The sequence below is a fragment of the Loktanella sp. Alg231-35 genome, assembly GCF_900143545.1.
Lineage (GTDB): Bacteria > Pseudomonadota > Alphaproteobacteria > Rhodobacterales > Rhodobacteraceae > Yoonia.
Genome location: NZ_FREV01000003.1, coordinates 487,258 through 508,807, shown reverse-complemented (window position 1 = coordinate 508,807; position 21,550 = coordinate 487,258). Strand labels below are relative to the sequence as shown.

Annotated in this window: 21 protein-coding genes and 1 tRNA gene; 8 read left to right on the top strand and 14 right to left on the bottom strand. The window is 57.2% G+C overall.

Translation table 11 applies throughout. The annotated features are described in order from the left end of the window. Window positions 1–35: 35 nt before the first annotated feature. Window positions 36–1,118 (bottom strand): PA0069 family radical SAM protein, encoded by a 1,083-nt coding sequence (locus DHN10_RS09435; RefSeq protein ID WP_108815046.1) that lies wholly within the window; start codon window positions 1,116–1,118, stop codon window positions 36–38. A 135-nt stretch (window positions 1,119–1,253) separates the two neighbouring features. Between DHN10_RS09435 and DHN10_RS09430 the strand changes: the two genes are divergently transcribed. Genes DHN10_RS09430 through DHN10_RS09420 form a run of 3 tightly spaced genes read left to right on the top strand, consistent with a single transcriptional unit; the run spans window position 1,254 to window position 2,837 of the window. Next, entirely contained in the window at window positions 1,254–1,961 is a 708-nt protein-coding gene (locus DHN10_RS09430) for a corrinoid protein (protein WP_108815045.1), read from the top strand. 50 nt (window positions 1,962–2,011) lie between these two features. Beyond that, complete coding sequence (locus DHN10_RS09425) at window positions 2,012–2,191, top strand: hypothetical protein (protein ID WP_108815044.1); 180 nt, start codon at window positions 2,012–2,014, stop codon at window positions 2,189–2,191. Between the two features lie 19 nt (window positions 2,192–2,210). Continuing rightward, complete coding sequence (locus DHN10_RS09420; protein ID WP_108815043.1) at window positions 2,211–2,837, top strand: DUF1638 domain-containing protein; 627 nt, start codon at window positions 2,211–2,213, stop codon at window positions 2,835–2,837. Here the strand turns inward: DHN10_RS09420 and DHN10_RS09415 are convergent. The 4 genes from DHN10_RS09415 to purM form a co-directional block, all read right to left on the bottom strand. Next, window positions 2,834–3,241: a SufE family protein gene (locus tag DHN10_RS09415; RefSeq protein WP_108815042.1), complete on the bottom strand. Its 408-nt coding sequence runs from the start codon at window positions 3,239–3,241 to the stop codon at window positions 2,834–2,836. The genes DHN10_RS09420 and DHN10_RS09415 overlap by 4 nt on opposite strands. Before the next feature lie 60 nt (window positions 3,242–3,301). Next, window positions 3,302–4,459, bottom strand: coding sequence for a ribonuclease D (gene rnd / locus DHN10_RS09410; protein WP_108815041.1), 1,158 nt, complete (start codon window positions 4,457–4,459; stop codon window positions 3,302–3,304). Window positions 4,460–4,524: 65 nt separating this feature from the next. After that, window positions 4,525–5,121, bottom strand: coding sequence for a phosphoribosylglycinamide formyltransferase (gene purN / locus DHN10_RS09405; protein ID WP_108815040.1), 597 nt, complete (start codon window positions 5,119–5,121; stop codon window positions 4,525–4,527). Continuing rightward, a complete protein-coding gene (gene purM, locus DHN10_RS09400; protein ID WP_108815039.1) occupies window positions 5,118–6,158 on the bottom strand; it encodes a phosphoribosylformylglycinamidine cyclo-ligase in 1,041 nt (346 codons plus the stop codon). Before purM ends, purN begins: the two co-directional genes overlap by 4 nt. Window positions 6,159–6,276: 118 nt before the next feature. On the opposite strand from purM, the gene DHN10_RS09395 reads away from it, so the two are divergent. From DHN10_RS09395 to typA, 3 genes are all read left to right on the top strand, one after another. Continuing rightward, window positions 6,277–6,353: transfer RNA gene (locus DHN10_RS09395), tRNA-Ile, on the top strand. 99 nt (window positions 6,354–6,452) lie between these two features. After that, window positions 6,453–7,661 carry an NADP-dependent isocitrate dehydrogenase gene (locus DHN10_RS09390; RefSeq protein WP_108815038.1) on the top strand — a complete coding sequence of 403 codons (1,209 nt, stop codon included), beginning with the start codon at window positions 6,453–6,455 and terminating at the stop codon, window positions 7,659–7,661. 137 nt (window positions 7,662–7,798) lie between these two features. After that, window positions 7,799–9,616 (top strand): translational GTPase TypA, encoded by a 1,818-nt coding sequence (gene typA / locus DHN10_RS09385; protein ID WP_108815037.1) that lies wholly within the window; start codon window positions 7,799–7,801, stop codon window positions 9,614–9,616. On the opposite strand, the gene DHN10_RS09380 is transcribed toward typA, so the two are convergent. The 4 genes from DHN10_RS09380 to recA all read right to left on the bottom strand — a co-directional run bounded on the left by DHN10_RS09380 (window position 9,613) and on the right by recA (window position 14,332). Beyond that, window positions 9,613–10,083: an MOSC domain-containing protein gene (locus DHN10_RS09380; RefSeq protein ID WP_108815036.1), complete on the bottom strand. Its 471-nt coding sequence runs from the start codon at window positions 10,081–10,083 to the stop codon at window positions 9,613–9,615. The genes typA and DHN10_RS09380 overlap by 4 nt on opposite strands. Then, on the bottom strand, window positions 10,080–10,367 hold the full coding sequence (locus DHN10_RS09375; RefSeq protein ID WP_108815035.1) for a DUF1330 domain-containing protein: 288 nt from the start codon (window positions 10,365–10,367) through the stop codon (window positions 10,080–10,082). The genes DHN10_RS09380 and DHN10_RS09375 overlap by 4 nt, the downstream gene beginning before the upstream one ends. Next, window positions 10,364–13,021: an alanine--tRNA ligase gene (alaS, locus tag DHN10_RS09370; RefSeq protein ID WP_108815034.1), complete on the bottom strand. Its 2,658-nt coding sequence runs from the start codon at window positions 13,019–13,021 to the stop codon at window positions 10,364–10,366. The genes DHN10_RS09375 and alaS overlap by 4 nt, the downstream gene beginning before the upstream one ends. A gap of 228 nt (window positions 13,022–13,249) precedes the next feature. Further along, a complete protein-coding gene (gene recA / locus DHN10_RS09365) occupies window positions 13,250–14,332 on the bottom strand; it encodes a recombinase RecA (RefSeq protein ID WP_108815033.1) in 1,083 nt (360 codons plus the stop codon). A gap of 194 nt (window positions 14,333–14,526) precedes the next feature. Between recA and DHN10_RS09360 the strand changes: the two genes are divergently transcribed. After that, window positions 14,527–15,126 carry a gamma-glutamyl kinase gene (locus DHN10_RS09360; RefSeq protein ID WP_108815169.1) on the top strand — a complete coding sequence of 200 codons (600 nt, stop codon included), beginning with the start codon at window positions 14,527–14,529 and terminating at the stop codon, window positions 15,124–15,126. Between the two features lie 17 nt (window positions 15,127–15,143). Here DHN10_RS09360 and glpK read toward each other — a convergent pair whose 3' ends face one another. Together glpK and glpD are read right to left on the bottom strand one after the other, a co-directional pair. Continuing rightward, window positions 15,144–16,628: a glycerol kinase GlpK gene (gene glpK / locus DHN10_RS09355; protein ID WP_108815032.1), complete on the bottom strand. Its 1,485-nt coding sequence runs from the start codon at window positions 16,626–16,628 to the stop codon at window positions 15,144–15,146. Between the two features lie 28 nt (window positions 16,629–16,656). Beyond that, a complete protein-coding gene (gene glpD / locus DHN10_RS09350; RefSeq protein ID WP_108815031.1) occupies window positions 16,657–18,198 on the bottom strand; it encodes a glycerol-3-phosphate dehydrogenase in 1,542 nt (513 codons plus the stop codon). Between the two features lie 169 nt (window positions 18,199–18,367). Here glpD and DHN10_RS09345 point away from each other — a divergent pair, with 169 nt between their 5' ends. Next, a complete protein-coding gene (locus DHN10_RS09345) occupies window positions 18,368–19,126 on the top strand; it encodes a DeoR/GlpR family DNA-binding transcription regulator (protein ID WP_108815030.1) in 759 nt (252 codons plus the stop codon). 68 nt (window positions 19,127–19,194) lie between these two features. On the opposite strand, the gene DHN10_RS09340 is transcribed toward DHN10_RS09345, so the two are convergent. From DHN10_RS09340 to DHN10_RS09330, 3 genes are all read right to left on the bottom strand, one after another. Then, the gene (locus DHN10_RS09340; RefSeq protein ID WP_108815029.1) at window positions 19,195–19,509 is read right to left on the bottom strand and encodes a hypothetical protein; all 315 of its coding nucleotides are present in this window, start codon (window positions 19,507–19,509) and stop codon (window positions 19,195–19,197) included. A 113-nt stretch (window positions 19,510–19,622) separates the two neighbouring features. Next, a complete protein-coding gene (locus tag DHN10_RS09335) occupies window positions 19,623–20,336 on the bottom strand; it encodes an RlmE family RNA methyltransferase (RefSeq protein WP_108815028.1) in 714 nt (237 codons plus the stop codon). Window positions 20,337–20,351: 15 nt separating this feature from the next. Then, window positions 20,352–21,464: a Ppx/GppA phosphatase family protein gene (locus tag DHN10_RS09330; RefSeq protein ID WP_108815027.1), complete on the bottom strand. Its 1,113-nt coding sequence runs from the start codon at window positions 21,462–21,464 to the stop codon at window positions 20,352–20,354. Between the last annotated feature and the right edge of the window lie 86 nt (window positions 21,465–21,550).

Sequence of the window (21,550 nt, the reverse complement as noted above, 5' to 3'; positions counted from 1 at the left end):
CGCCGGAGGCATCTGCCCTCGCAACAACTACTACGTCAGAACAGTGAGAACTGATCGCCGGGTTGTGGCGGAGGCGCAAAAAGATCGCTGCGCAAGGGTGGCAGACTGCGATCCAGACCCAGCTTGCGCGTGGCCAGTTTGAACCGCTGCCGCATCACCGCAGCCCATTCGCCTTGCCCCGTCATCCGTTTGCCAAAAGCCGGATTATAGGATTTGCCCCCATGCAGTTCACGCACACGGCCCATGATGCGGGCAGCACGGTCGGGGTAGGTTTCTTCCACCCAGTCCTGAAATAAACCCGCCACCTCGCGCGGCAGGCGTAAGACTATGGAAGAGGCCGCGACCGCCCCTGCCCGGTGCGCCGCATCCAAGATCGCCTCCATTTCGTGATCAGTGAGGGCCGGAACAATCGGCGAGACCATCACCCGCACCGGAATACCCGCATCGGTCAGACGCCGGATACTGCGCAGCCGGGCGGCAGGGGCCGGCACACGCGGCTCCATCGCGCGCGACGTGGCGGGATCAAGCGTTGTGACGGACATGCCCACGCGCAGTAGGCCCTTGGCGGCCATCGGGGCGAGGATATCAATGTCACGCTCAATCAACGTGCCCTTGGTCACGATCCCCACGGGATGATTGAAATCGCTAAGAACCTGCAACACCTCACGCATGATTTTGCGCGATTTTTCAATAGGCTGGTAGGGATCAGTATTGGTGCCAATCGCGATAACCCGAGGGGCGTAACGCGGATTACTAAGTTCTTTGTGCAATTGCGTCGCTGCATTTGGCCGAGCTATCAGTTTTGTCTCAAAATCCAGCCCCGGTGACAGGCCCAGAAATGCATGGCTGGGCCGGGCAAAACAGTAGATGCAGCCATGTTCGCAGCCGCGATAAGGGTTGATGGACCGATCAAAAGACAGATCGGGCGAGGTGTTGCGACTGATCACTTTGCGGGCCATTTCATCGCGCACCTCGGTGCGCAGTACGGGCAGTTCCTCTTCTCTGTCCCATCCATCATCGATGGCCTCTGCATGGAAGCGGTCAAACCTGACATCAGGATTCGAGGTCGCCGCACGCCCCGGTGTGCGATGTGATTTCTTAAGTGGAAGATTGCTCATAATGAATATTAGAACGTATCAAGAACATTCTCAAGCATTGGTCGGTCACGTTCTTGCACATGTCGGAAATCAACAGGTAGAATGTGGCAAACCGGCGCACTAATGATTTGAGACGATTTTGCAAAGGGTTGGCCCATGTCCGACGAAGAAGATGACATCATCCTGTCCGAACTGAACGACGAAGACCTTGTCGCGCAGATGTTCGACGACCTTTACGATGGTATGAAGGAAGAGATCGAAGAAGGGGTAAATATCCTTCTGGGGCGCGATTGGCCGCCTTACCGGATCCTGACCGAAGCGCTGGTTGGCGGTATGACCATCGTCGGCCACGACTTCCGCGACGGCATTCTGTTTGTGCCCGAAGTGTTGTTAGCCGCCAATGCGATGAAGGGTGGCATGTTCATTCTGAAACCGCTGCTGGCCGAAACCGGCGCACCGCGCGTTGGTAAGATGGTCATTGGGACTGTCAAAGGCGACATTCACGACATCGGCAAGAACCTTGTGTCGATGATGATGGAAGGCGCGGGTTTTGAAGTTGTGGACCTTGGTATCAACAATGCGGTTGAGGCCTACCTCGAAGCACTGGAAACCGAGGAGCCTGATATCCTTGGCATGTCCGCCCTGCTTACCACCACCATGCCTTACATGAAGGTTGTGATCGACACGATGATCGAAAAAGGCCTGCGCGATGACTATGTCGTGCTGGTTGGTGGTGCGCCATTGAACGAAGAGTTCGGCAAAGCGATTGGCGCTGATGCCTATTGTCGTGATGCGGCTGTGGCCGTTGAGACAGCCAAGACATTCATGGCCCGCAAGCACAACCAAGGTGCTGTAGCAGTCTAATCTTACAAAATGCGCATGTCGTCCTTATCTGAATACTCAAGGAGGACGACATGCCATTGAACCGTCTTATTATTCTACTCGCCCTTGTGATTGCGGCTGCGGCAGGCACGCTTTATCTGGCTTTGTCCATTGTTGGCGCGCTGCAATTGCCCCCGCCGCTGGGCATCGCAGGTTTGAGCATTCTGGCGCTTTGTGCAGCAGTCGCTCTGCGCCGAATGACCCGGCACTAACAACACATAGGATGAACAGGTGACCAACGACGCAACCCTGACAAACGATGGTCTGGCCCCCAAGGGCCAAGGCCGCGTGTTGCTGATTGCCTGCGGTGCCTTGGCCCGCGAAATCCTTGCGATCAAGCAATCCGACGGGCTGGATCATCTGGACCTGCAGTGCCTGCCCGCCATCCTGCATAATCACCCCGAACGCATTGTGCCTGCGGTCCGCGAGGCCGTTGCCAAATACCGCGATGCCTATGAAACCATCTTTGTCGTTTATGCCGATTGCGGCACCAGCGGCCAGCTAGAGGCCGCCTGCGCAGAGCTTGATGTTGAAATGGTCGCTGGGCCCCATTGCTACTCCTTTTTTGAAGGCAATGAGGTTTTTGCCGCGCGCGATGAGATGACAGCCTTTTACCTGACCGATTTCCTTGTCCGGCAATTTGATGCCTTCGTTTGGGAACCGTTAGGGCTGGGCCGCCACCCCGATCTGCGCGACATGTATTTTGGCAACTATGAAAAGCTGGTCTATCAGGCCCAGACCGATGATCCGGCTTTAACCGCAAAGGCAGAGCTTTGCGCAGCGCGCCTTGGGCTTGCGTTCGAGAGGCGATTCACCGGTTATGGTGATCTAACGCCTGCCTTGACTGCGCTGACCTAAGCCGCCGCAGCCGTTTGTCGGATACGTTCGACCATGGCCCGCAAGCCGTTGGATCGTTGTGCCGATAGGTGATCATTGAGCCCCAACCGACCTAGCTCTGCCGCTGCATCAATCCGTGCGATCTCACTCACAGGTTGCCCGTTATAAAGTGCCAGAAGCACGGCGATCAGCCCGCGCACGATCATCGCATCGCTTTCACCACGGAATGTGAAAGTGCCATTTTCGATCTTGGGCACAAGCCAAACCTGGCTGGCGCAGCCATCTACCTTGGTGGCAGGCACGCGCAGCGCATCCTCTAGCGGGTCCATCGCCTTGCCCATGTCGATCACATGGCGATAGCGATCTTCCCAATCATCAAGGAACTCAAAGGTGTCCACCAAATCTTCAAAATCGGGATTGGCCATGATGCACTCTTATCTCTGGGTCTTGCTCTGATGTAGGTCCGCCGTCCGACGGCGTCCAGATCAAAGGGTGACGGTGACAACCTTTTGGCCTTTCACAGCCAGCCCCACCTGCCCTTCGCAAAGCTGCAACGCGTCATTGCCAAAGACTTCGCGGCGCCAGCCCTTCAAGGCGACCACGTCGCGTTGCCCAGCGGCCAAAGCATCCAGATCAGCAGAGGTAGCGATCAGCTTTGGGGCAACCTCGGCATCATCCGTCTTGGCCTTAAGCAGTACACGCAGCATATCCGCCAGTGCGGGGTTCACCTGCAGTTTGGCACGGCTGTTATCGGCCTTGGGCAGGTCTTCGGGTTTAACAGCCAGACCGGCCTTGACGCTGGCAATGATGCCTGCGGCGATATCACCCTTGCGGGCCTCGCGCAGCAACAGGCGCGATCGGCCCAAGTCCTGTTCGGATTGGGGTTTGGTCGATGCCAATTCAACCATTGCATCGTCTTTGAAAACTCTGTTGCGCGGCACATTGCGCTCTTGCGCATGTATCTCGCGGAACCGGGCCAACTCGCGCACAATCGCCAGAAACCTGCCCGACTGCGTGCGTGTTTTCACCCGCTTCCAGGCATCATCAGGATTGGCCTGATAGGTGGCGGGATCTTCTAGCACGGCCATTTCTTCGGCCACCCATTTGACGCGCCCGGATTTTGCCAGACGGGCCGACAGGTACTCATAGATGTCACGCAGATGGGTCACATCGGCCAAGGCGTATTTCGCCTGCGCATCCGTCAGCGGACGGCGCGACCAATCAGTAAACCGCGAGGATTTGTCCAGATCGGCCTTGGCAATTTTGCGCACGAGGGTTTCATAGCCCGCCTGCTCTCCGAAACCGCAGACCATCGCGGCGACTTGCGTGTCAAACAGCGGCTCTGGGATCACCCCGGCATCGACATAGAAAATCTCAAGGTCCTGACGGGCGGCGTGAAACACTTTCACACAGCCATGATCCTCAAACAGTGCATAAAGCGGATCAAGCGACAATCCATCAGCCAGAGGATCAACCAGCACCGCATCGGCCCCGGCCTCGTCCTGATAGGCCAACTGAACAAGGCAGAGCTTTGAATAATACGTCCGCTCTCGCAGAAACTCTGTATCAACTGTGACATAAGGCCGTTTGGCGGCCTCAGCACAAAATGCGGCCAACGCGTCGGTCGTCGTGATTCTTTTCATTCTTGGTCCGTGTGTCTTTGGTTCCGGCGACGATAGGTCATTGGTTGGGTGATGAAAAGCGCCTGTCAGCCCTGCAAATTGACCGGGGTGTCGTCGCCTTGCGCGAAACGGCGTAAAACAGCCGGGTAAAGCTGATGTTCCAGCGGCAAAAGACGTGCGGCAAGTGTGTCTGCCGTATCATCGGGACGCACGGCAATACGCGCCTGTCCCCGGATCGGCCCATCGTCCAGTTCCGCAGTCACCTCGTGGACCGTGCAACCATGCGCGGCATCGCCTGCCTCAAGCGCGCGGGCGTGGGTGTGCAACCCTTTGTATTTGGGCAGCAAAGAGGGGTGGATGTTCAACATCTTCCCTTCCCAGTTCCGGGTGAAATCTGCGGTCAGAATGCGCATGAACCCCGCAAGGCAGATGATATCCGGCTTGGCCGTCGCAAGCGCGCTCTGCAATGCCGCCTCAAACCCTGCCCGGTCTTTGCCAAAGGGTTTGTGATCGATGGCCAGCGTTGGGATATTCAGCTTGCGCGCCTTCGCCAGCCCGCCCGCATCAGGATTGTTGGACAGCACCAGAACGGGCCGTGCGGGATGATCACCGCGCATCGTTTCCGCGAGCGCCACCATATTAGACCCGCCACCCGAAATCAGGATCGCAACGCGTTTGTTCACAAAAGCGCGCCTGAATAGCGCACGCCCTCGCCCGCCGTGACATGGCCAAGCCTGTGGACCGTTTCACCCTGATCCGCCAACAAGGCCGTCAGGGCGTCCGCCTGCTCTGCGTCCACGGATAGAACCATGCCGATGCCCGCGTTGAAGGTTTTCAAAAGCTCGGCTTCTGCCATGCCGCCGGTCTGTGCAAGCCACTGAAACACAGGCGGCAAATCCCACGCGTTCAGGTCGATCTTTGCGCCCAAGCCTTCGGGCAGAACCCGTGGCAGGTTTTCGGTCAGACCGCCGCCAGTGATATGGGCCAGCGCATGCACGCCGCCTGCCCGCACGGCCGCCAGCGCCTGTTTCACATAAAGACGGGTTGGCGCCAGCAATGCAGCACCCAACGTGCCATCAGCAAAGGGCGCATCATCTTCCCACGCAAGGCCCGACAAATCGACCACACGACGCACCAGCGAATAACCATTCGAATGCACCCCATCCGAGGCTAGCCCCAAAAGCACATCGCCTTCGACCACACCTGCAGGCAGCTCAGCACCGCGTTCCATCGCGCCAACAGCGAAACCGGCCAGATCAAAATCTCCGGCCTCATACATACCCGGCATTTCCGCCGTCTCGCCGCCGATCAGCGCACAGCCAGAGGCAGCACAGCCCGCGGCAATGCCTTCGATGATACGGGTTGCGGCGTCCAGTTCCAGCTTGCCAGTTGCGAAGTAATCAAGGAAAAACAACGGCTCTGCACCCTGACAGACCAGATCATTAACGCACATCGCCACCAGATCGATGCCGATGGTATCCACATTGCCCGTATCAATCGCGATGCGCAGCTTGGTGCCAACACCATCCGTCGCAGCAACCAGAACCGGATCGGTATACCCGGCACCTTTGAGGTCAAACAGCGCGCCAAAGCCACCCAGTCCGGCCATCACCCCCGGACGCGCGGTGCGTTTGGCCGCAGGTTTGATCCGCTCTACCAGCGTATTGCCAGCGTCGATATCCACCCCAGCGTCCGCATAGGTCAGGCCATTCTTGCTCATCTGCGCAGCTCCTTTGATCTTTGGGCCGTCGTTACCTCATGATTTGGCCAAAGGGAACACCGAACCCGCGATCATTCGCTTGACGCTTCCGTATGGTCTGCTACTCCGATTTCTTAGGGGGCCTGTAGCTCAATTGGTTAGAGCAGAGCGCTCATAACGCTTTGGTTGCGGGTTCAAGTCCTGCCGGGCCTACCACCTCCCCGCCCCAATGCAGTATACAAATGTATGCAGACTTCCCGTGGCAACGGAACTAGGCTATTGCAGGGGTAAACCACTATCTGCGGAGCGCGCACCATGTCGAAAATCAAAGTAGCGAACCCTATCGTCGAACTTGATGGCGATGAGATGACCCGGATCATCTGGGATTTCATCAAGAAAAAGCTGATCCTGCCCTACCTTGATGTTGATCTGCTTTACTATGACCTTGGTATGGAGGTCCGCGACGAAACCAACGACCAGATCACAATTGATGCCGCCGAAAAGATCAAGGAAATCGGCGTTGGCGTGAAATGCGCAACCATCACCCCGGATGAGCAGCGCGTCGAAGAGTTTGGCCTCAAAGAGATGTGGCGTTCACCCAACGGCACAATCCGCAACATTCTGGGCGGCGTTGTCTTTCGCGCGCCGATTATCTGCAAAAACGTCCCCCGCCTTGTGCCCGGCTGGACCGACCCGATTGTGATCGGGCGCCATGCCTTTGGTGATCAATATAAAGCCACCGATTTCCTGATGCCCGGCCCCGGTAAGCTGACCATGAAATTCGTCGGTGAAGACGGCGAAGTGATCGAGAAAGAAGTGTTCGACAGCCCCTCTGCCGGTGTGGCGATGGGCATGTATAACCTTGATGCTTCGATCTATGATTTCGCGCGGGCCTCATTCAACTATGGCCTGAACCTTGGTTGGCCGGTCTATCTGTCCACCAAGAACACGATCCTCAAAGCCTATGACGGGCGGTTCAAGGACATCTTTCAAGAGGTGTTCGAGCGCGAATTCAAAGAACAATTCGACGAAGCCGGGATCGAATACCAGCACAGGCTGATTGACGATATGGTCGCCTCGGCAATGAAATGGTCAGGCAAGTTCGTCTGGGCCTGCAAGAACTATGACGGCGATGTGCAGTCGGATACGGTCGCGCAGGGCTTTGGTTCGCTGGGCCTGATGACATCGCAGCTGATGACGCCCGATGGCAAAATCGTCGAATCAGAGGCCGCCCACGGCACCGTCACCCGCCATTACCGCCAGCATCAGGCAGGGCAAGCGACCTCGACCAACTCTATCGCGTCGATCTTTGCCTGGACTGGCGGGCTGAAGCACCGCGCCAAGCTGGACGACAACAGCCAGCTGATGGGTTTTGCTGACACGCTGGAAAAAGTCATTGTGGATACTGTGGAAAGCGGGTTCATGACCAAAGACCTCGCCCTGCTGGTGGGCCCAGATCAAGGTTGGCTGACAACCGAAGGGTTCCTTGAGAAGATCGATGAGAACCTGAACGCCGCGATGTAGGTCCGGCGCGTCAACGCATCGATTAAGGCGGTCCCATGGGGCCGCCTTTTTTCGTTGCGGAAAAACCAGCGATTAGCACTAGCCTTTGCTGCAATTGCACGGTATCCGCGCGGCAACTTACCCAAAAGGCTGATCCAATGGATATCCGCAATATCGCGATCATCGCGCACGTTGACCACGGCAAGACGACACTTGTTGATGAACTCCTCAAACAATCCGGTGTGTTCCGCGATAATGAGGCGGTGTCAGAACGCGCCATGGACAGCAATGATATCGAACGCGAGCGCGGGATCACCATTCTGGCGAAATGTACGTCCGTTGAGTGGAAAGGCACCCGCATCAACATCGTCGACACTCCCGGCCACGCCGATTTCGGCGGCGAGGTTGAGCGGATCCTGTCGATGGTTGATGGTGTTGTTCTGCTGGTGGATGCCGCAGAAGGCCCAATGCCACAAACAAAATTCGTGACCTCCAAGGCGCTGGCACTTGGCTTGCGTCCAATCGTTGTGGTCAACAAGGTCGACAAACCCGATGGCGAACCAGACCGCGCAGTGGACGAGGTGTTTGACCTTTTCGCTGCATTGGAAGCCACAGACGAGCAGCTTGATTTCCCATCCATGTATGCCTCTGGCCGTGCAGGATGGTGTGACGCGGACCTCGACGGTCCCCGCGAAAACCTTGATGCGCTGTTTGACCTGATCGTCGAGCACGTGCCCACCCCCGCACAGATCACTCGCAAATCCGAGCCGTTTCAGATGCTGGCAACCACCCTGTCTGCCGACCCTTTCATCGGGCGCATCCTGACGGGCCGTGTCGAAGCTGGTACGCTAAAAGCAGGCGACACGATCAAGGCGCTGTCGCGCGAGGGCGAAAAGATCGAACAATTCCGGGTCTCCAAGATCCTCGCGTTCCGTGGTTTGGCACAACAGCCCATCGATCAGGCCGAAGCGGGTGACATCGTCACCATTGCAGGCATGACCAAAGCGACAGTTGCAGACACGCTATGCGATCCAAGCATCGAAACACCGATCCCTGCCCAACCGATTGACCCACCCACCATCACCGTAACCTTCGGCATCAACGACAGCCCGCTGGCTGGTCGCGATGGCAAAAAGGTACAGTCACGCGTGATCCGCGAACGTCTGATGAAGGAAAGCGAAGTTAACGTCGCGATCAAAATCGCCGACACCCCTGGCGGTGACGCGTTTGAAGTGTCGGGCCGTGGCGAACTTCAGATGGGTGTTTTGATCGAAAACATGCGCCGTGAAGGGTTTGAACTTTCCATCTCGCGCCCGCAGGTGATTTTCACCGAAGAAGATGGGCAGCGCATGGAACCCGTAGAAGAAGTCACCATCGACGTGGATGATGAATACACTGGCGTTGTGGTCGAAAAACTGACCGGTCCGCGCAAAGGTGATCTGATCGAGATGAAACCCGCAGGTGCCGGTAAAACCCGCATCATCGCGCATGTGCCATCACGCGGCCTGATCGGGTATCACGGTGAATTCCTGACCGATACGCGCGGTTCTGGCGTGTTGAACCGTCTGTTCCACGGCCAAACCGCCTATAAGGGCAAGATTGACGGCCGCCGTCAGGGTGTTCTGATCTCTATGGAAAACGGCAGCTCGGTCGCCTTTGCGCTGTGGAACCTCGAAGATCGCGGCAAGATGTTCATCGGTGCGCAAGAGCACGTCTATACCGGCATGCTCATTGGCGAACACAGCCGTGAAAACGATCTTGAAGTGAACCCCCTTAAGGGCAAGAAACTGACCAACGTCCGCGCCTCTGGCACCGACGAAGCGGTGCGCCTGACAACGCCAGTGACAATGTCGCTTGAGCAGGCGATTGCCTATATCGACGATGATGAATTGGTCGAAGTGACGCCAAATGCTATCCGGCTGCGCAAACGCTATCTGGACCCGCACGAGCGTAAACGGCAGGCCCGTTCTGCCTAAGCTGGCGCCACGACGTCACCTATATTGATCACACGAGGCGTGGCGACGCTGGCATACCAGCCGCCATGTCCGCGCATCGCATTGTAACCACCGGGGCCAAGCGCCTTTTCCATCCGTGAACACGGTGGACATGGCCCGTGGATGTCCAGCACGGCATCGCCAATGCGCAACAGGCCTTTGCGCAAGGCCAACAGGTTCAATCCTGAAATCAGCAGATTGCGCCGCAGCATGTCGGGCGTCACCGCGGCATTATCAGAGAGTGCAGCGATCACAGGCAGATGTTCGGCCTGCATCAATGTCACCGCGCGTTTGCCCGCACGGCCATGATCGCCGATCAAACCTGTCTCTGTGATCTCCGCCTGATCGACGACGTCAATCTCGGCATAGCGCGCTGCGCGCAACCCAATCCGTTCTAGCCGCCCCACATGCGCGTGGGTGGCCATCATCTGGGCCAGTTGGCCCTTCACCCGATCTCTTCGACGATGCTCAATTCGCGCTGCGACGCGCCTTTGGCAAAGCTCAACGCCTCTTGGTAGGCATCGGAGAAATAGCAATCATGGGCCGCCTGAAGGCTTGGGAATCGCGCCACTACATTGCGCGGGCGATCTGGTCCTTCCAACTGCTCATAAGCCCCACCACGGGCCAGAAAGACGCCACCATGATCGGCGATCGCGCCGGTCGCGCGTTTGGCATACTCACCGTAAGCCGCCTCATCCGTCACCATGACGTGGGCAATCCAAAGTGCGCTCATTTCAATCCCTCCAAAACAGATTTCGCCGCTGCAATCCCGGCATTCGCATTCTCAGCGGACGCGCCACCGCCCTGCGCCATATCCGGGCGACCGCCGCCGCCTTTGCCGCCCAGTTCGGGTGTCACAGCACGCAAGATATTAACGGCAGACACCCGGCCCAGCAGGTCCTCGGACACACCTACGGCGACGGCGACCTTGCCGCCTGTGTCAGCAATCAACAGAACCGCACCGCTGCCCATGGCCGCTTTCATCTCGTCAATCAGCGCGGGCAGGTCTTTGCCCGTCACGCCGGACAAAACCTGCGCCTGAAACGCAACACCGTTGATCACCTCAGAGGGTGCTGTTTCTTTTGCACCGCCCCCCATCGCCAACTCGCGGCGCAATTGTGCGACTTCGTTGGATAACGCCTTGCGTTCATCCAGCAGCGCCTTGACGCGCTCTGCCACTTCGGCACTGGGGGCTTTCAAGGCAGCAGCCGCCTGCGCCAGCCGCCCGTCTTGTGCGCGCAGATGGTCCAGCGCAGCTTGGCCGGTCAGCGCTTCGATCCGGCGTACACCAGCACTAGACGCACTATCGCCAAGCGTCACAAAGGCGCCAATCTCACCCAGTTGTTTCACATGGGTGCCCCCGCAAAGTTCCAGCGAATAGGTATTGCCAAAAGTCCCTTTGCCCGAGCCCTCCTGACGGCCCATGGACACAACACGGACCTCATCGCCGTATTTTTCCCCAAAGAGCGCCTGCGCGCCCATCTCGCGGGCATCATCAGGCGTCATGACCCGCGTCTCAACAGTGCCGTTCTGGCGGATTACCGCATTCACATCACGTTCGACCTGCGCAAGTTCGGCCGCGTTCAACGCCTTTGTATGGCTGAAATCAAAGCGCAGCCGATCCGGCCCATTCAATGAGCCACGCTGCGCAATATGATCGCCCAGCACGTCGCGCAAAGCCTCGTTCAGCAGGTGCGTGGCAGAGTGGTTGGACTGAATGGTCGCGCGGCGTTGCGCATCCACCACCAGCTCTGCGCCCTGCCCTTGGTGCAAATGGCCGTTGGTCACCTTGGCGAAATGCACATAGACATCGCCAAATTTTTTGGTGTCCGTGATATCGGCCTGCCCGGTTTCCGTGCGCAATGTGCCGGCATCGCCGACCTGACCACCCGCCTCTGCATAGAACGGGGTCTGATTCAGCACGATCTGCACTGTACCATCGGCATGATCCTGTGTTTGCCCATCGGTCACCAACGCCATGATCTGACCTTCGGCCGTCAGCGTGTCGTAGCCCAGAAAATCTGTGGCGCCGCTTTCGTCAGCGATATTGAACCAGATCGCACTATCCGCAGCCTCGCCCGTCCCTGACCATGCTGCACGCGCCTTGGCCTTTTGCGCAGCCATCGCGGCGTCAAAGCCATCGGTGTCTACTTCGCGGCCCTTTTCGCGCAATGCATCCTGCGTCAGATCAAGCGGGAAGCCGTAAGTATCATACAGTTTAAACGCCGCCTCACCGGGCAATGCGGCATCATCCGGCAGGCCCGACAGCTCTTCATCCAAGAGCTTCAACCCGCGATCCAAGGTCTGTTTGAACCGCACCTCTTCGTTCAACATGGTCTCTTCGATCAACCGCTGGCCTTGGCCCAGTTCAGGGTAAGCGGCGCCCATCTGCTGCACCAAGGCAGAGACGAGTTTATGCATCACCGGATCTTTGCCGCCCAGCTGATGGGCATGGCGCATCGCCCGGCGCATGATCCGGCGCAGCACATAACCGCGCCCTTCGTTGGAGGGCAGCACGCCTTCGGCAATCAGGAACGATGTCGAGCGCAAATGGTCCGCAATCACACGGTGATGGGTATTGCCCGGACCATCGGGGTCCGTCGACGTGGCATCAGCAGAGGCTTCAATCAATGCGCGCATCAGGTCAGTGTCGTAGTTGTCGTGCTTGCCTTGCAGCAATGCTCCGATCCGTTCCAACCCCATGCCAGTGTCGATCGACTGCATTTCAAGCGGCTTCATTGTGCCGTCTTCGAACTGCTCGTTTTGCATGAACACAACGTTCCATATCTCGATGAAACGGTCGCCGTCTTCTTCCTCCGATCCCGGAGGGCCGCCCCAGATGTGATCGCCATGATCATAGAAAATCTCGGTGCAGGGCCCGCAAGGGCCGGTTGGCCCCATACGCCAGAAATTGTCATCGGTCGGAATGCGGATGATTTTGTCATCGGACAGGCCCGCGACCTTCTTCCACATGTCCGCCGCCTCATCATCGGTATGATAGACGGTGACCAGCAGTTTATCTTTGTTGATGCCGAACTCTTTGGTCAGCAATTCCCAGGCATAGGGGATGGCCTCGCCCTTGAAATAGTCACCAAAGCTGAAATTCCCCAGCATCTCAAAAAACGTATGGTGCCGCGCCGTATAGCCCACATTGTCGAGGTCGTTGTGCTTGCCGCCGGCACGCACGCATTTCTGACTGGAGGTGGCACGCGTATAATCGCGCGTCTCGACCCCGGTGAACAGGTTCTTGAACTGCACCATGCCAGAGTTGGCGAACATCAGCGTCGGATCATTGCGCGGGACAAGCGGGCTTGAGGCGACAACCTCATGCCCTTGTTTGTCAAAGTAGTTCAGAAAGGTTGAACGGATGTCAGCAAGGCTTGTCATGGCAGGCTTTCAGATAGAATGCACGTTGATCTGCAGAAATAGCCCTGCACCTATGGACTGTCCACAGCCAAAGAACCTGCGGTTTTCCATGTCCAATCAAACTTCCCCCGGAGGCCGCTTTCAACGAAGCACGAAACAACGAAAAAGGGCGCCGCATTCTACGGCACCCCTTCCCAGAGTATTCTCCACCATCATGCAATGATGTGGGCGTTTTCGCAGTCGGCGGTTCTAAACCTCAACGAGGTCGTCATCACCATCTTTTGCGCCGCCTTCTAGCGGGTCAAAATCCAGACCGTGGGCGGCACGGATTTTATCTTCGATCTCCAACGCAACACTGGTGTTTTCCTTCAGGAAAGCCTTGGAGTTCTCACGCCCCTGCCCGATCCGCTCGTCACCGTAGCTGAACCAAGCACCGGATTTCTCGACCACACCAGCCTTCACACCCAGATCAAGCAATTCGCCCATCTTCGAGATGCCTTCACCATACATGATGTCGAATTCCACCTGCTTGAATGGTGGTGCCACCTTGTTCTTAACCACTTTCACGCGGGTCGCATTGCCGACAACCTCATCGCGATCCTTGATCGCGCCAATGCGGCGGATATCCAGACGGACCGAGGCGTAGAATTTCAACGCGTTACCGCCTGTCGTCGTCTCAGGTGAACCGAACATCACACCAATTTTCATCCTGATCTGGTTGATGAAAATCACCATACAGCCAGAGCGGTTAATCGAACCTGTCAGCTTGCGCATCGCCTGTGACATCAAACGGGCGTGCACACCAACGGAACTGTCGCCCATATCGCCTTCAAGCTCTGACTTTGGCGTCAGCGCGGCAACGGAATCGACGATCACCATATTCACCGCACCAGACCGAACCAGCGTATCGACAATCTCCAACGCCTGTTCACCTGTATCAGGCTGCGAAATCAGCAGCTCATCCAAGTTTACGCCCAGTTTCTTGGCATATTGCGGGTCCAACGCGTGTTCGGCATCAACAAAGGCGCAAACACCGCCTTTTTTCTGCTCTTCCGCAATCGCATGCAGTGTCAGCGTTGTTTTACCGGACGATTCCGGTCCGTAAATCTCAATCACACGGCCCTTGGGCAGACCGCCAATCCCCAGCGCAATATCCAGACCCAGCGATCCTGTCGATGTCGCCTCGATGTCGGCCATCTTGTTTTCGCCGCCGAGCTTCATAATAGAGCCCTTGCCGAACTGCCGTTCGATCTGCGCCAGCGCGCTTTCCAGCGCCTTTTCTTTATCCGCGGTCTTCTTATCAGTCATTTTGAGGAGTTCTGCCGTTGCCATGTGTCCTGTCCTTATTTCACGCGCCCTGCAGGGCGGCAATCACTGCTTTTGTTCTCTTTGTGTTCTAATCCTTAATGAGATCAAAAGCAGAACATTGCAACATAAATTTTCACCGTGAACCCTGCGCCAAAGGTGGTTAAGGAAAGGTTTATCGCCTAGCATTGGGCGCGACGAACACGAAAGAAACCGACCAAATGCTTGTTTTCTGGCAAGAAAATCTGGTGCTGCTTGCGGTGCCGAAAACCGGGTCAACCGCGTTAGAGGGCGCATTGGCCCCGCGCGCGTCCATGGTCCTGCGTGATCCACCGCATCTCAAACATGCGCCGTGCTACCGCTATAAACGATTCCTTAAGCCGTTTTTCGTACAGGCCGGTGGTCAAAAACCGGAACTGATGGCCGTAGTGCGCAACCCTATCGACTGGTTGGGCAGCTGGTACCGCTACCGCACGCGGCCTGATTTGATCGGGCATGAAAACAGCACGGCAGAGGTCAGTTTCGACGACTTCGTGCTGGAGTATTGCAAAGGATCACCCGCCCCCTATGCCAATGTCGGCTCTCAAAACAAGTTCTTGCGGATCAACGATGGAGAAATCGGCGCGCAGCATCTGTTTCAGTATGAGCAATGGGACAAGGTAATCGGATATCTGGAGGAACGGCTAGATATGACGATTACGCTGAAGCAGAAGAATGTATCGCCCGTTATGGAATTGTCGCTGTCCGCAGAGGTTAAGGCAAAGCTGCGCGATAAACGCACGGCGGAGTTTGAAGTTTGGGAGATGGCGCGGCGATCGTAGGGTGGGTAAAACCCACGCTACGTCAAAGTCCGCTTCACCGCATCCTGCCAGCCAGCATAGCGGCGTTCTCGCGTCGCTTCTTCCATCTGCGGTTCAAACCGCTGGTCCAACGCCCAATTCGCAGCAAAGCCTTCCTGATCGGGATAGACCCCTGCACGCATTCCGGCGAGCCATGCAACGCCAAGCGCTGTTGTCTCCAGCACCGTGGGCCTGTCCACCGGCGCGCCGATAATGTCGGACAGAAATTGCATCGAGTAATCCGAAGCGCTCATCCCGCCATCAACCCGTAAAACTCCATCTGCATCAGAGGCTTGCCAGTCACTCTTCATTGCCTCAAGCAGGTCGCGTGTCTGAAACCCGACGCTTTCCAACGCCGCCCGTGCAAACTCAGCCGGGCCAGAGTTCCGGGTCAGCCCATAGATCGCACCGCGCGCGTCAGCGTCCCAATAGGGCGCACCCAGCCCGGTAAACGCCGGCACCATGTAAAGCTCTTGCCCTTCGTCGGCAGTCTGCGCCAAAGGTTGCGTTTCTTTGGCCTCGCGGATGATTTTCAAACCATCGCGCAGCCATTGCACGACCGCGCCAGCGATAAAGATCGACCCTTCCAGCGCATAGGTCGGTTTCCCATCGAATTGATAGGCAATCGTTCCCAACAGGCGCTTTTTGCTTTCTACCAACGTGTCGCCGGTGTTCAGCAGGGCAAAACAGCCAGTCCCATAAGTAGATTTCAACATGCCGGGGGCAAAACAGGCCTGCCCGATTGTTGCGGCTTGCTGATCGCCAGCCACGCCCAGGATGGGCAGTTCCTTGCCAAAGAGATCAGCGCGCGTGGTGCCGAAATCTGCGGCACAATCCATCACCTCAGGCAGCATCTTCATCGGAATACCAAAACGGTCGCAAATCGTGCTGCTCCACCGCCCCTCGCGGATATCATAAAGCATGGTGCGGGCCGCATTGGTGGCATCTGTGACATGCCGTTTACCGCCTGTTAGCTTCCAGATGAGGTAACAGTCGACAGTACCAAACAGCAGCTCTCCGGCTTCGGCCCGCGCCCGCGCGCCGTCGACCTTGTTAAGGATGTGATGCACCTTGGTGCCGGAAAAATAGGGATCAGCCAGCAGGCCGGTTTTTTGAGTGATCGTCGGTTCAAACCCTTCGCGGCGCAGTTCTTCGCAAAAAGGGGCGGTTCGGCGATCCTGCCAGACAATGGCGTTGTGAATGGGTTCACCCGTCGCCTTGTCCCAGATCAGCGTCGTTTCGCGCTGGTTGGTAATACCAATCGCCGCCACATCGCTGGCCGTGATCCCGGCCTTTTCCAATGCACCCCGGCACGTCGCCGCAACAGAGGACCAGATATCGGATGGATCATGCTCTACCCAGCCAGACTGCGGGAAATGCTGGGTGAATTCCTCCTGAGCGGTGGCTTTCACGCGCATATCCGCGTCAAAGATGATCGCGCGGCTGGATGTCGTGCCTTGGTCGATGGCCAGAATATAGGTCATGGTATTCCCCCGATTTGTCTTTTTTGTTTCAAGCCGTCATGAAGGCGTCAAGGGTTGCAATCTGATCTGCGGTCAACCGCAGACCGAGTTTTGAGCGGCGCCAAACCACATCATCGGCCGTGCGCGCAAATTCGCGCGACATCAGCCATTTGACCTCGGCCTCGCTCAGCGTTGCGCCAAAATCGCGGCCCAGATCATCCGCCGTCTTTGCACCGCGCAAAATCTCGCGCGCCTCGGTGCCGAAACCTTTGATCATACGCAATGCCCAGCGGTCGCTCAGAAACGGGTAGTCCGCGGCAAGGTCCGCAACCAACTGATCGCGATCTTGTACTTTGAAATCCCCCCCCGGCAGGGCGGCGATTTCAGTCCACGGATGAGCGCCACCCAATAGCGGTGTGAGCTTTTGCAGCGCGTTCTCGGCCAGTTTGCGATAGGTCGTGATCTTACCACCAAAGATGTTCAGCAAAGGCGCGCCGTCATCATCCAGCGACAGCACATAATCGCGTGTCGCCGCCGTTGCCGATTTTGCCCCGTCATCATACAGCGGACGGACGCCGGAGTAGGTCCAGACCACATCGTCGCGGGTCACGGGTTTTTCGAAATATTCAGAGGCAAAGGCGCACAGATAGTCCTGCTCTTTCTCCGTCGCATAGGGTTTCTCTGACAGGTCGTCATGCTCTGCATCTGTCGTGCCAATCAGGGTGAAATCCGTCTCATAGGGAATGGCGAAAATGATCCGGCCATCTTCGCCCTGAAAGAAATAAGCCTTGTCGTGATCGAATAGCTTTTTGGTCACGATATGGCTGCCGCGCACCAGACGCACGCCTTCAGAGGTATTCAACCGCGCCACACCCCGCACAATATTTTCAACCCAAGGACCGCCAGCATTGACCAAAGCGCGCGCGGTATGCGTCTGCTGTACGCCTGCATGTTCGGTTACGATCTGCCAATGATCATCGACGCGCTCGGCGCTCACCACCTTGGTCTGCACCATGATCCGCGCCCCGCGTTCTTCGGCATCACGGGCGTTCAGCACAACAAGGCGCGAATCCTCAACCCAGCAATCAGAATACTCATAGGCGGTTGCGAATTTATCCTTGAGCGGCGCACCATCGGGACCTGTCTTAAGGTCTACCACATGGGTGCCTGGCAAAATCTTTCGCCCTCCCAGATTGTCATACATGAAAAGGCCCAACCGGATCAGCCACGCCGGCCTGCGCCCTTTCATCCACGGCATCACCGTCGAGAGGAGCTTGGACGTCGGTGTGTCGTTCTCGAACCGCATGTCCTTGTGGTAGGGCAGCACAAAGCGCATCGGCCACGAGATATGCGGCATATTCCGGAGCAGCACTTCGCGTTCCACCAGCGCCTTGCGGACCAGCCCGAACTCAAAGAACTCCAAATAGCGCAAGCCGCCGTGAAACAGTTTTGTCGAAGCCGAGGACGTGGCCGACCCAAGATCGTTCATCTCGGCCAATGCCACCTTGAGCCCCCGCCCCGCCGCATCGCGCGCGATCCCGCAGCCGTTGATGCCGCCACCAATGATAAAGACGTCGAATTCCGGTTTCATCTCATGCCTCATGTGTTTCCGGGCGGTTTAGACCTGTTGCGCACAGGTGCAAGATGTAACACTTGTGATGTTCGCGCAACCTAATGCGAAAACAATCCGAAACCCCATAATATCACCTATTAAAGATATTTGTGTTGCATGATGTTCGCTTAAATTCATAAACGAACATATGGATACCGACGCCCGCCTGACACACATCCGCACCCGCGCCCAGATCGACGGCAAGGTCATGGCGACCGCCCTTGCCGCTGACCTTGGCGTCGCGGTCCAAACCATCCGGCGCGATCTGCGTCAGCTTTGCGCAGCGGGGCTGCTAGAGCGTATTCACGGCGGCGCTGTCCTGCCATCTGGCGTCAGCAATATCGGCTATGGCGACAGGCGCGCGCTGAACCGGGATATCAAGATCAGGATCGCACGGCGGGCGGCGGCACTGATCCCTGACAATGCCTCGCTCTTCCTCAATATCGGCACCACAACCGAGGCTGTGGCCCATGCCTTGCAAGCGCATCAGAATCTGATGGTGGTGACGAATAACCTGAACGTGGCCAACATCCTTGCCAGCAATCCCAGTTGCGACGTGGTCGTCGCAGGCGGCAGCTTGCGCCGGTCGGATGGCGGATTGGTCGGCGATTTGGCGGCACTTGCCATCGACCGCTTCAAGGTTGATTTCGCCGTGATCGGCGCTTCCGCGATTGACCTCAGCGGCGACTTGCTCGACTTCGACCCCGAAGAGGTGCGGGTCAGCCAACAGGTGATCAAAGCGGCGCGGGCAACAGTGTTGGTGGCCGATAGCAGCAAGTTCACACGCAAAGCGCCGGTCAAGATCGCGTCACTGGCGCAGGTGGATCATTTCGTGACGGATCGGGTGCCGTCTGAGGCGTTGATCAATCGGTGCAGCGATTGGCGGACGCGCGTGGCTTTGGTGTAGGGTGTGAAAAGACGAGTGTCTGGTTAGAGCCCGAAGCGTCGGATGCTGCGGCTCGTGCGAACGACTGCTTACCGCCAACTCCGCTTCCAACCAAAGCCGACCAGCCAAAGAATTCCAGCATATGCGAGTGTCACTGAAATGTCGGTTACAAGGCCATCAATCTGAAAGAGTTTCTTGAGGGGGAAACTGGCAAAGTACGATAAGCCCATTAGCATGCCCAGAGACCAGTTCTTGTCTGAAATTTTATGGATGACCACGGGCGCAGATATTGCGGCTATGAGGCCGAACTGCAAAGTGGCTTGAGAATATTTTAGGCCGATTGGCACTGCTAATGTCAGCGCCCCGAAAACTGCAACAAAAACACCCAACCCAAATTTATTCATCTAGCATTCCAACGTTCGTAATTGCGGCGAGATACCACCAGAAAGCGGCCATTGGCAATCGGCTCGATTGTGTCCGGTTTGTCCGCCAAGCAGACCTTGCCGCGTCTACTCCATCACCCCTTAAACCCCGTCGCCACAACAAACTTCTCTGAACTATCTGACCGCGACGCGGGCGGCTTCACATTTGCCACTTTCGTGAACCGCGTCTTCAGCAGTTTCTGCAAATCACCCTCGGCCCCGCCTGCCAGAACCTTGGCGACAAATGTGCCGCTCTCTTCCAACACATCAAAAGCAAAGTAAGCCGCTGCCTCGCACAAGGCGATAATCCGCAAGTGATCGGTTTGCTTATGGCCCGACGCCGAGGCCGCCATATCAGACATCACCACATCGGCCTTGCCGCCCAGCCATTCGCGCACTTTCAGGTCTGCATCATCTTCCATGAAATCCAACTGGTGGATTTCGGCACCCGCCACAGGTTCGACCTCTTGCAGATCGATGCCCAGAATATAGCCCTGTGCCTTGCTCTTGCGTTCGCCCAGTGTATTGGCCCGCTTGACGGCCACCTGAAGCCAGCCTCCGGGAGCGCAGCCCAGATCAACGATGCGCGCACCGGGCACAAGGAACCGGTATTTGTCGTCCAGTTCCAGTATCTTGTAAGCCGCCCTGCCCCGATAGCCATCGGTTTGGGCACGTTTCACATAGGGATCATTCAACTGACGCTGCAACCAGTTGGTCGAACTGATCTTGCGCCCTTTGGCGGTTTTCACCTTCACCGTCAGGTCACGATACCCGCGCCCGGATGCATTCTTTGTTGGTTTCTTTACCATGCCGCAGCCTATCCCCTAAAACGGCCGGTCTTCCAAGACCCCATGCGCCGACATCTGCGCATAAAGCAGACCCTCGCGCAGGCCACGGTCAGCCACAGACAGGCGGTCAGTGGGCCAAAGCCGCATCAACGCCTGCAAAATGGCGGAACCTGACATGATCAGCGCCTGCCGGTCCTTGCCGATGCGCGGGTCAGACCGACGCCCCACCGGGCCAAGCGACAAGTAATCACGGATCACCGTATCAATCTGGTCCGAAGTCATGCGCAGCCCGTCCACCTTGGTCCGGTCATAGCGTTTCAGGCCCAGATGACTGGCGGCAACTGTCGTGACGGTGCCGCTGGTGCCGATGATCTGGAACCCTTCGCGCGCTTGCGTCGCCGCATAGGGTGAAAACTCTTCAAGGTTTTCCTCAAAGAACCACGACATCAGCGCAAACCGCGCTGAGTCGTCCTCTACATCCGAAAACTGATCACGGAGCGTGGCCACGCCCAAAGGCACCGAAATCCAATCGACCACCTTGGCGGCGGCAAAGGGGCCGGGATCAGACTTGAAACCCGCATGCAAGCGCATGATCGCCCGTGGTCGCTCGCGCTTGGGCACATGGGTCAGGTCAATCCAGACCAATTCGGTTGAACCACCGCCGATATCAACCACCAGCAACTGCTCAGTGTTCACACTGACCAGCGGCGCGCAAGAGATCACGGCAAGCCGTGCTTCCTCTTCTGGTTTGATAATCTCTAGGTTCAGCCCGGTTTCACGTTTCACCTGACTGATAAAATGATCGCCATTCAGCGCGCGGCGGCAGGCCTCGGTTGCGACCAGCCGCATATGTTCCACACCATGACGCCGGAGCTTATCACGGCAGATACGCATCGCCGAAATCGTACGATTCATCGACGCGCGCGACAGCCGCCCTGTACTCTCAAGGCCTTGGCCCAGTTGCACGGACTTTGAAAAGCTATCAACGACGTGAAATTGGCTGCCCTTTGGTTGGGCAATCAACATCCGACAGCTATTTGTGCCCAAATCCAATGCTGCATATAGCTGCGCCGGATCAGGCGGGGTTGGCGCGGGGGTCACAACCGCTTTGGGGAACGCGCCCGCACCTTTGGGACGCTTGGGCGCCATAATTCACGCCCTCCATTTTCAAGTTACCTCCAAGCTATGTTGTGATCGACGATTGCACAAGTCTTGTGAATGGAACGCATAGACAA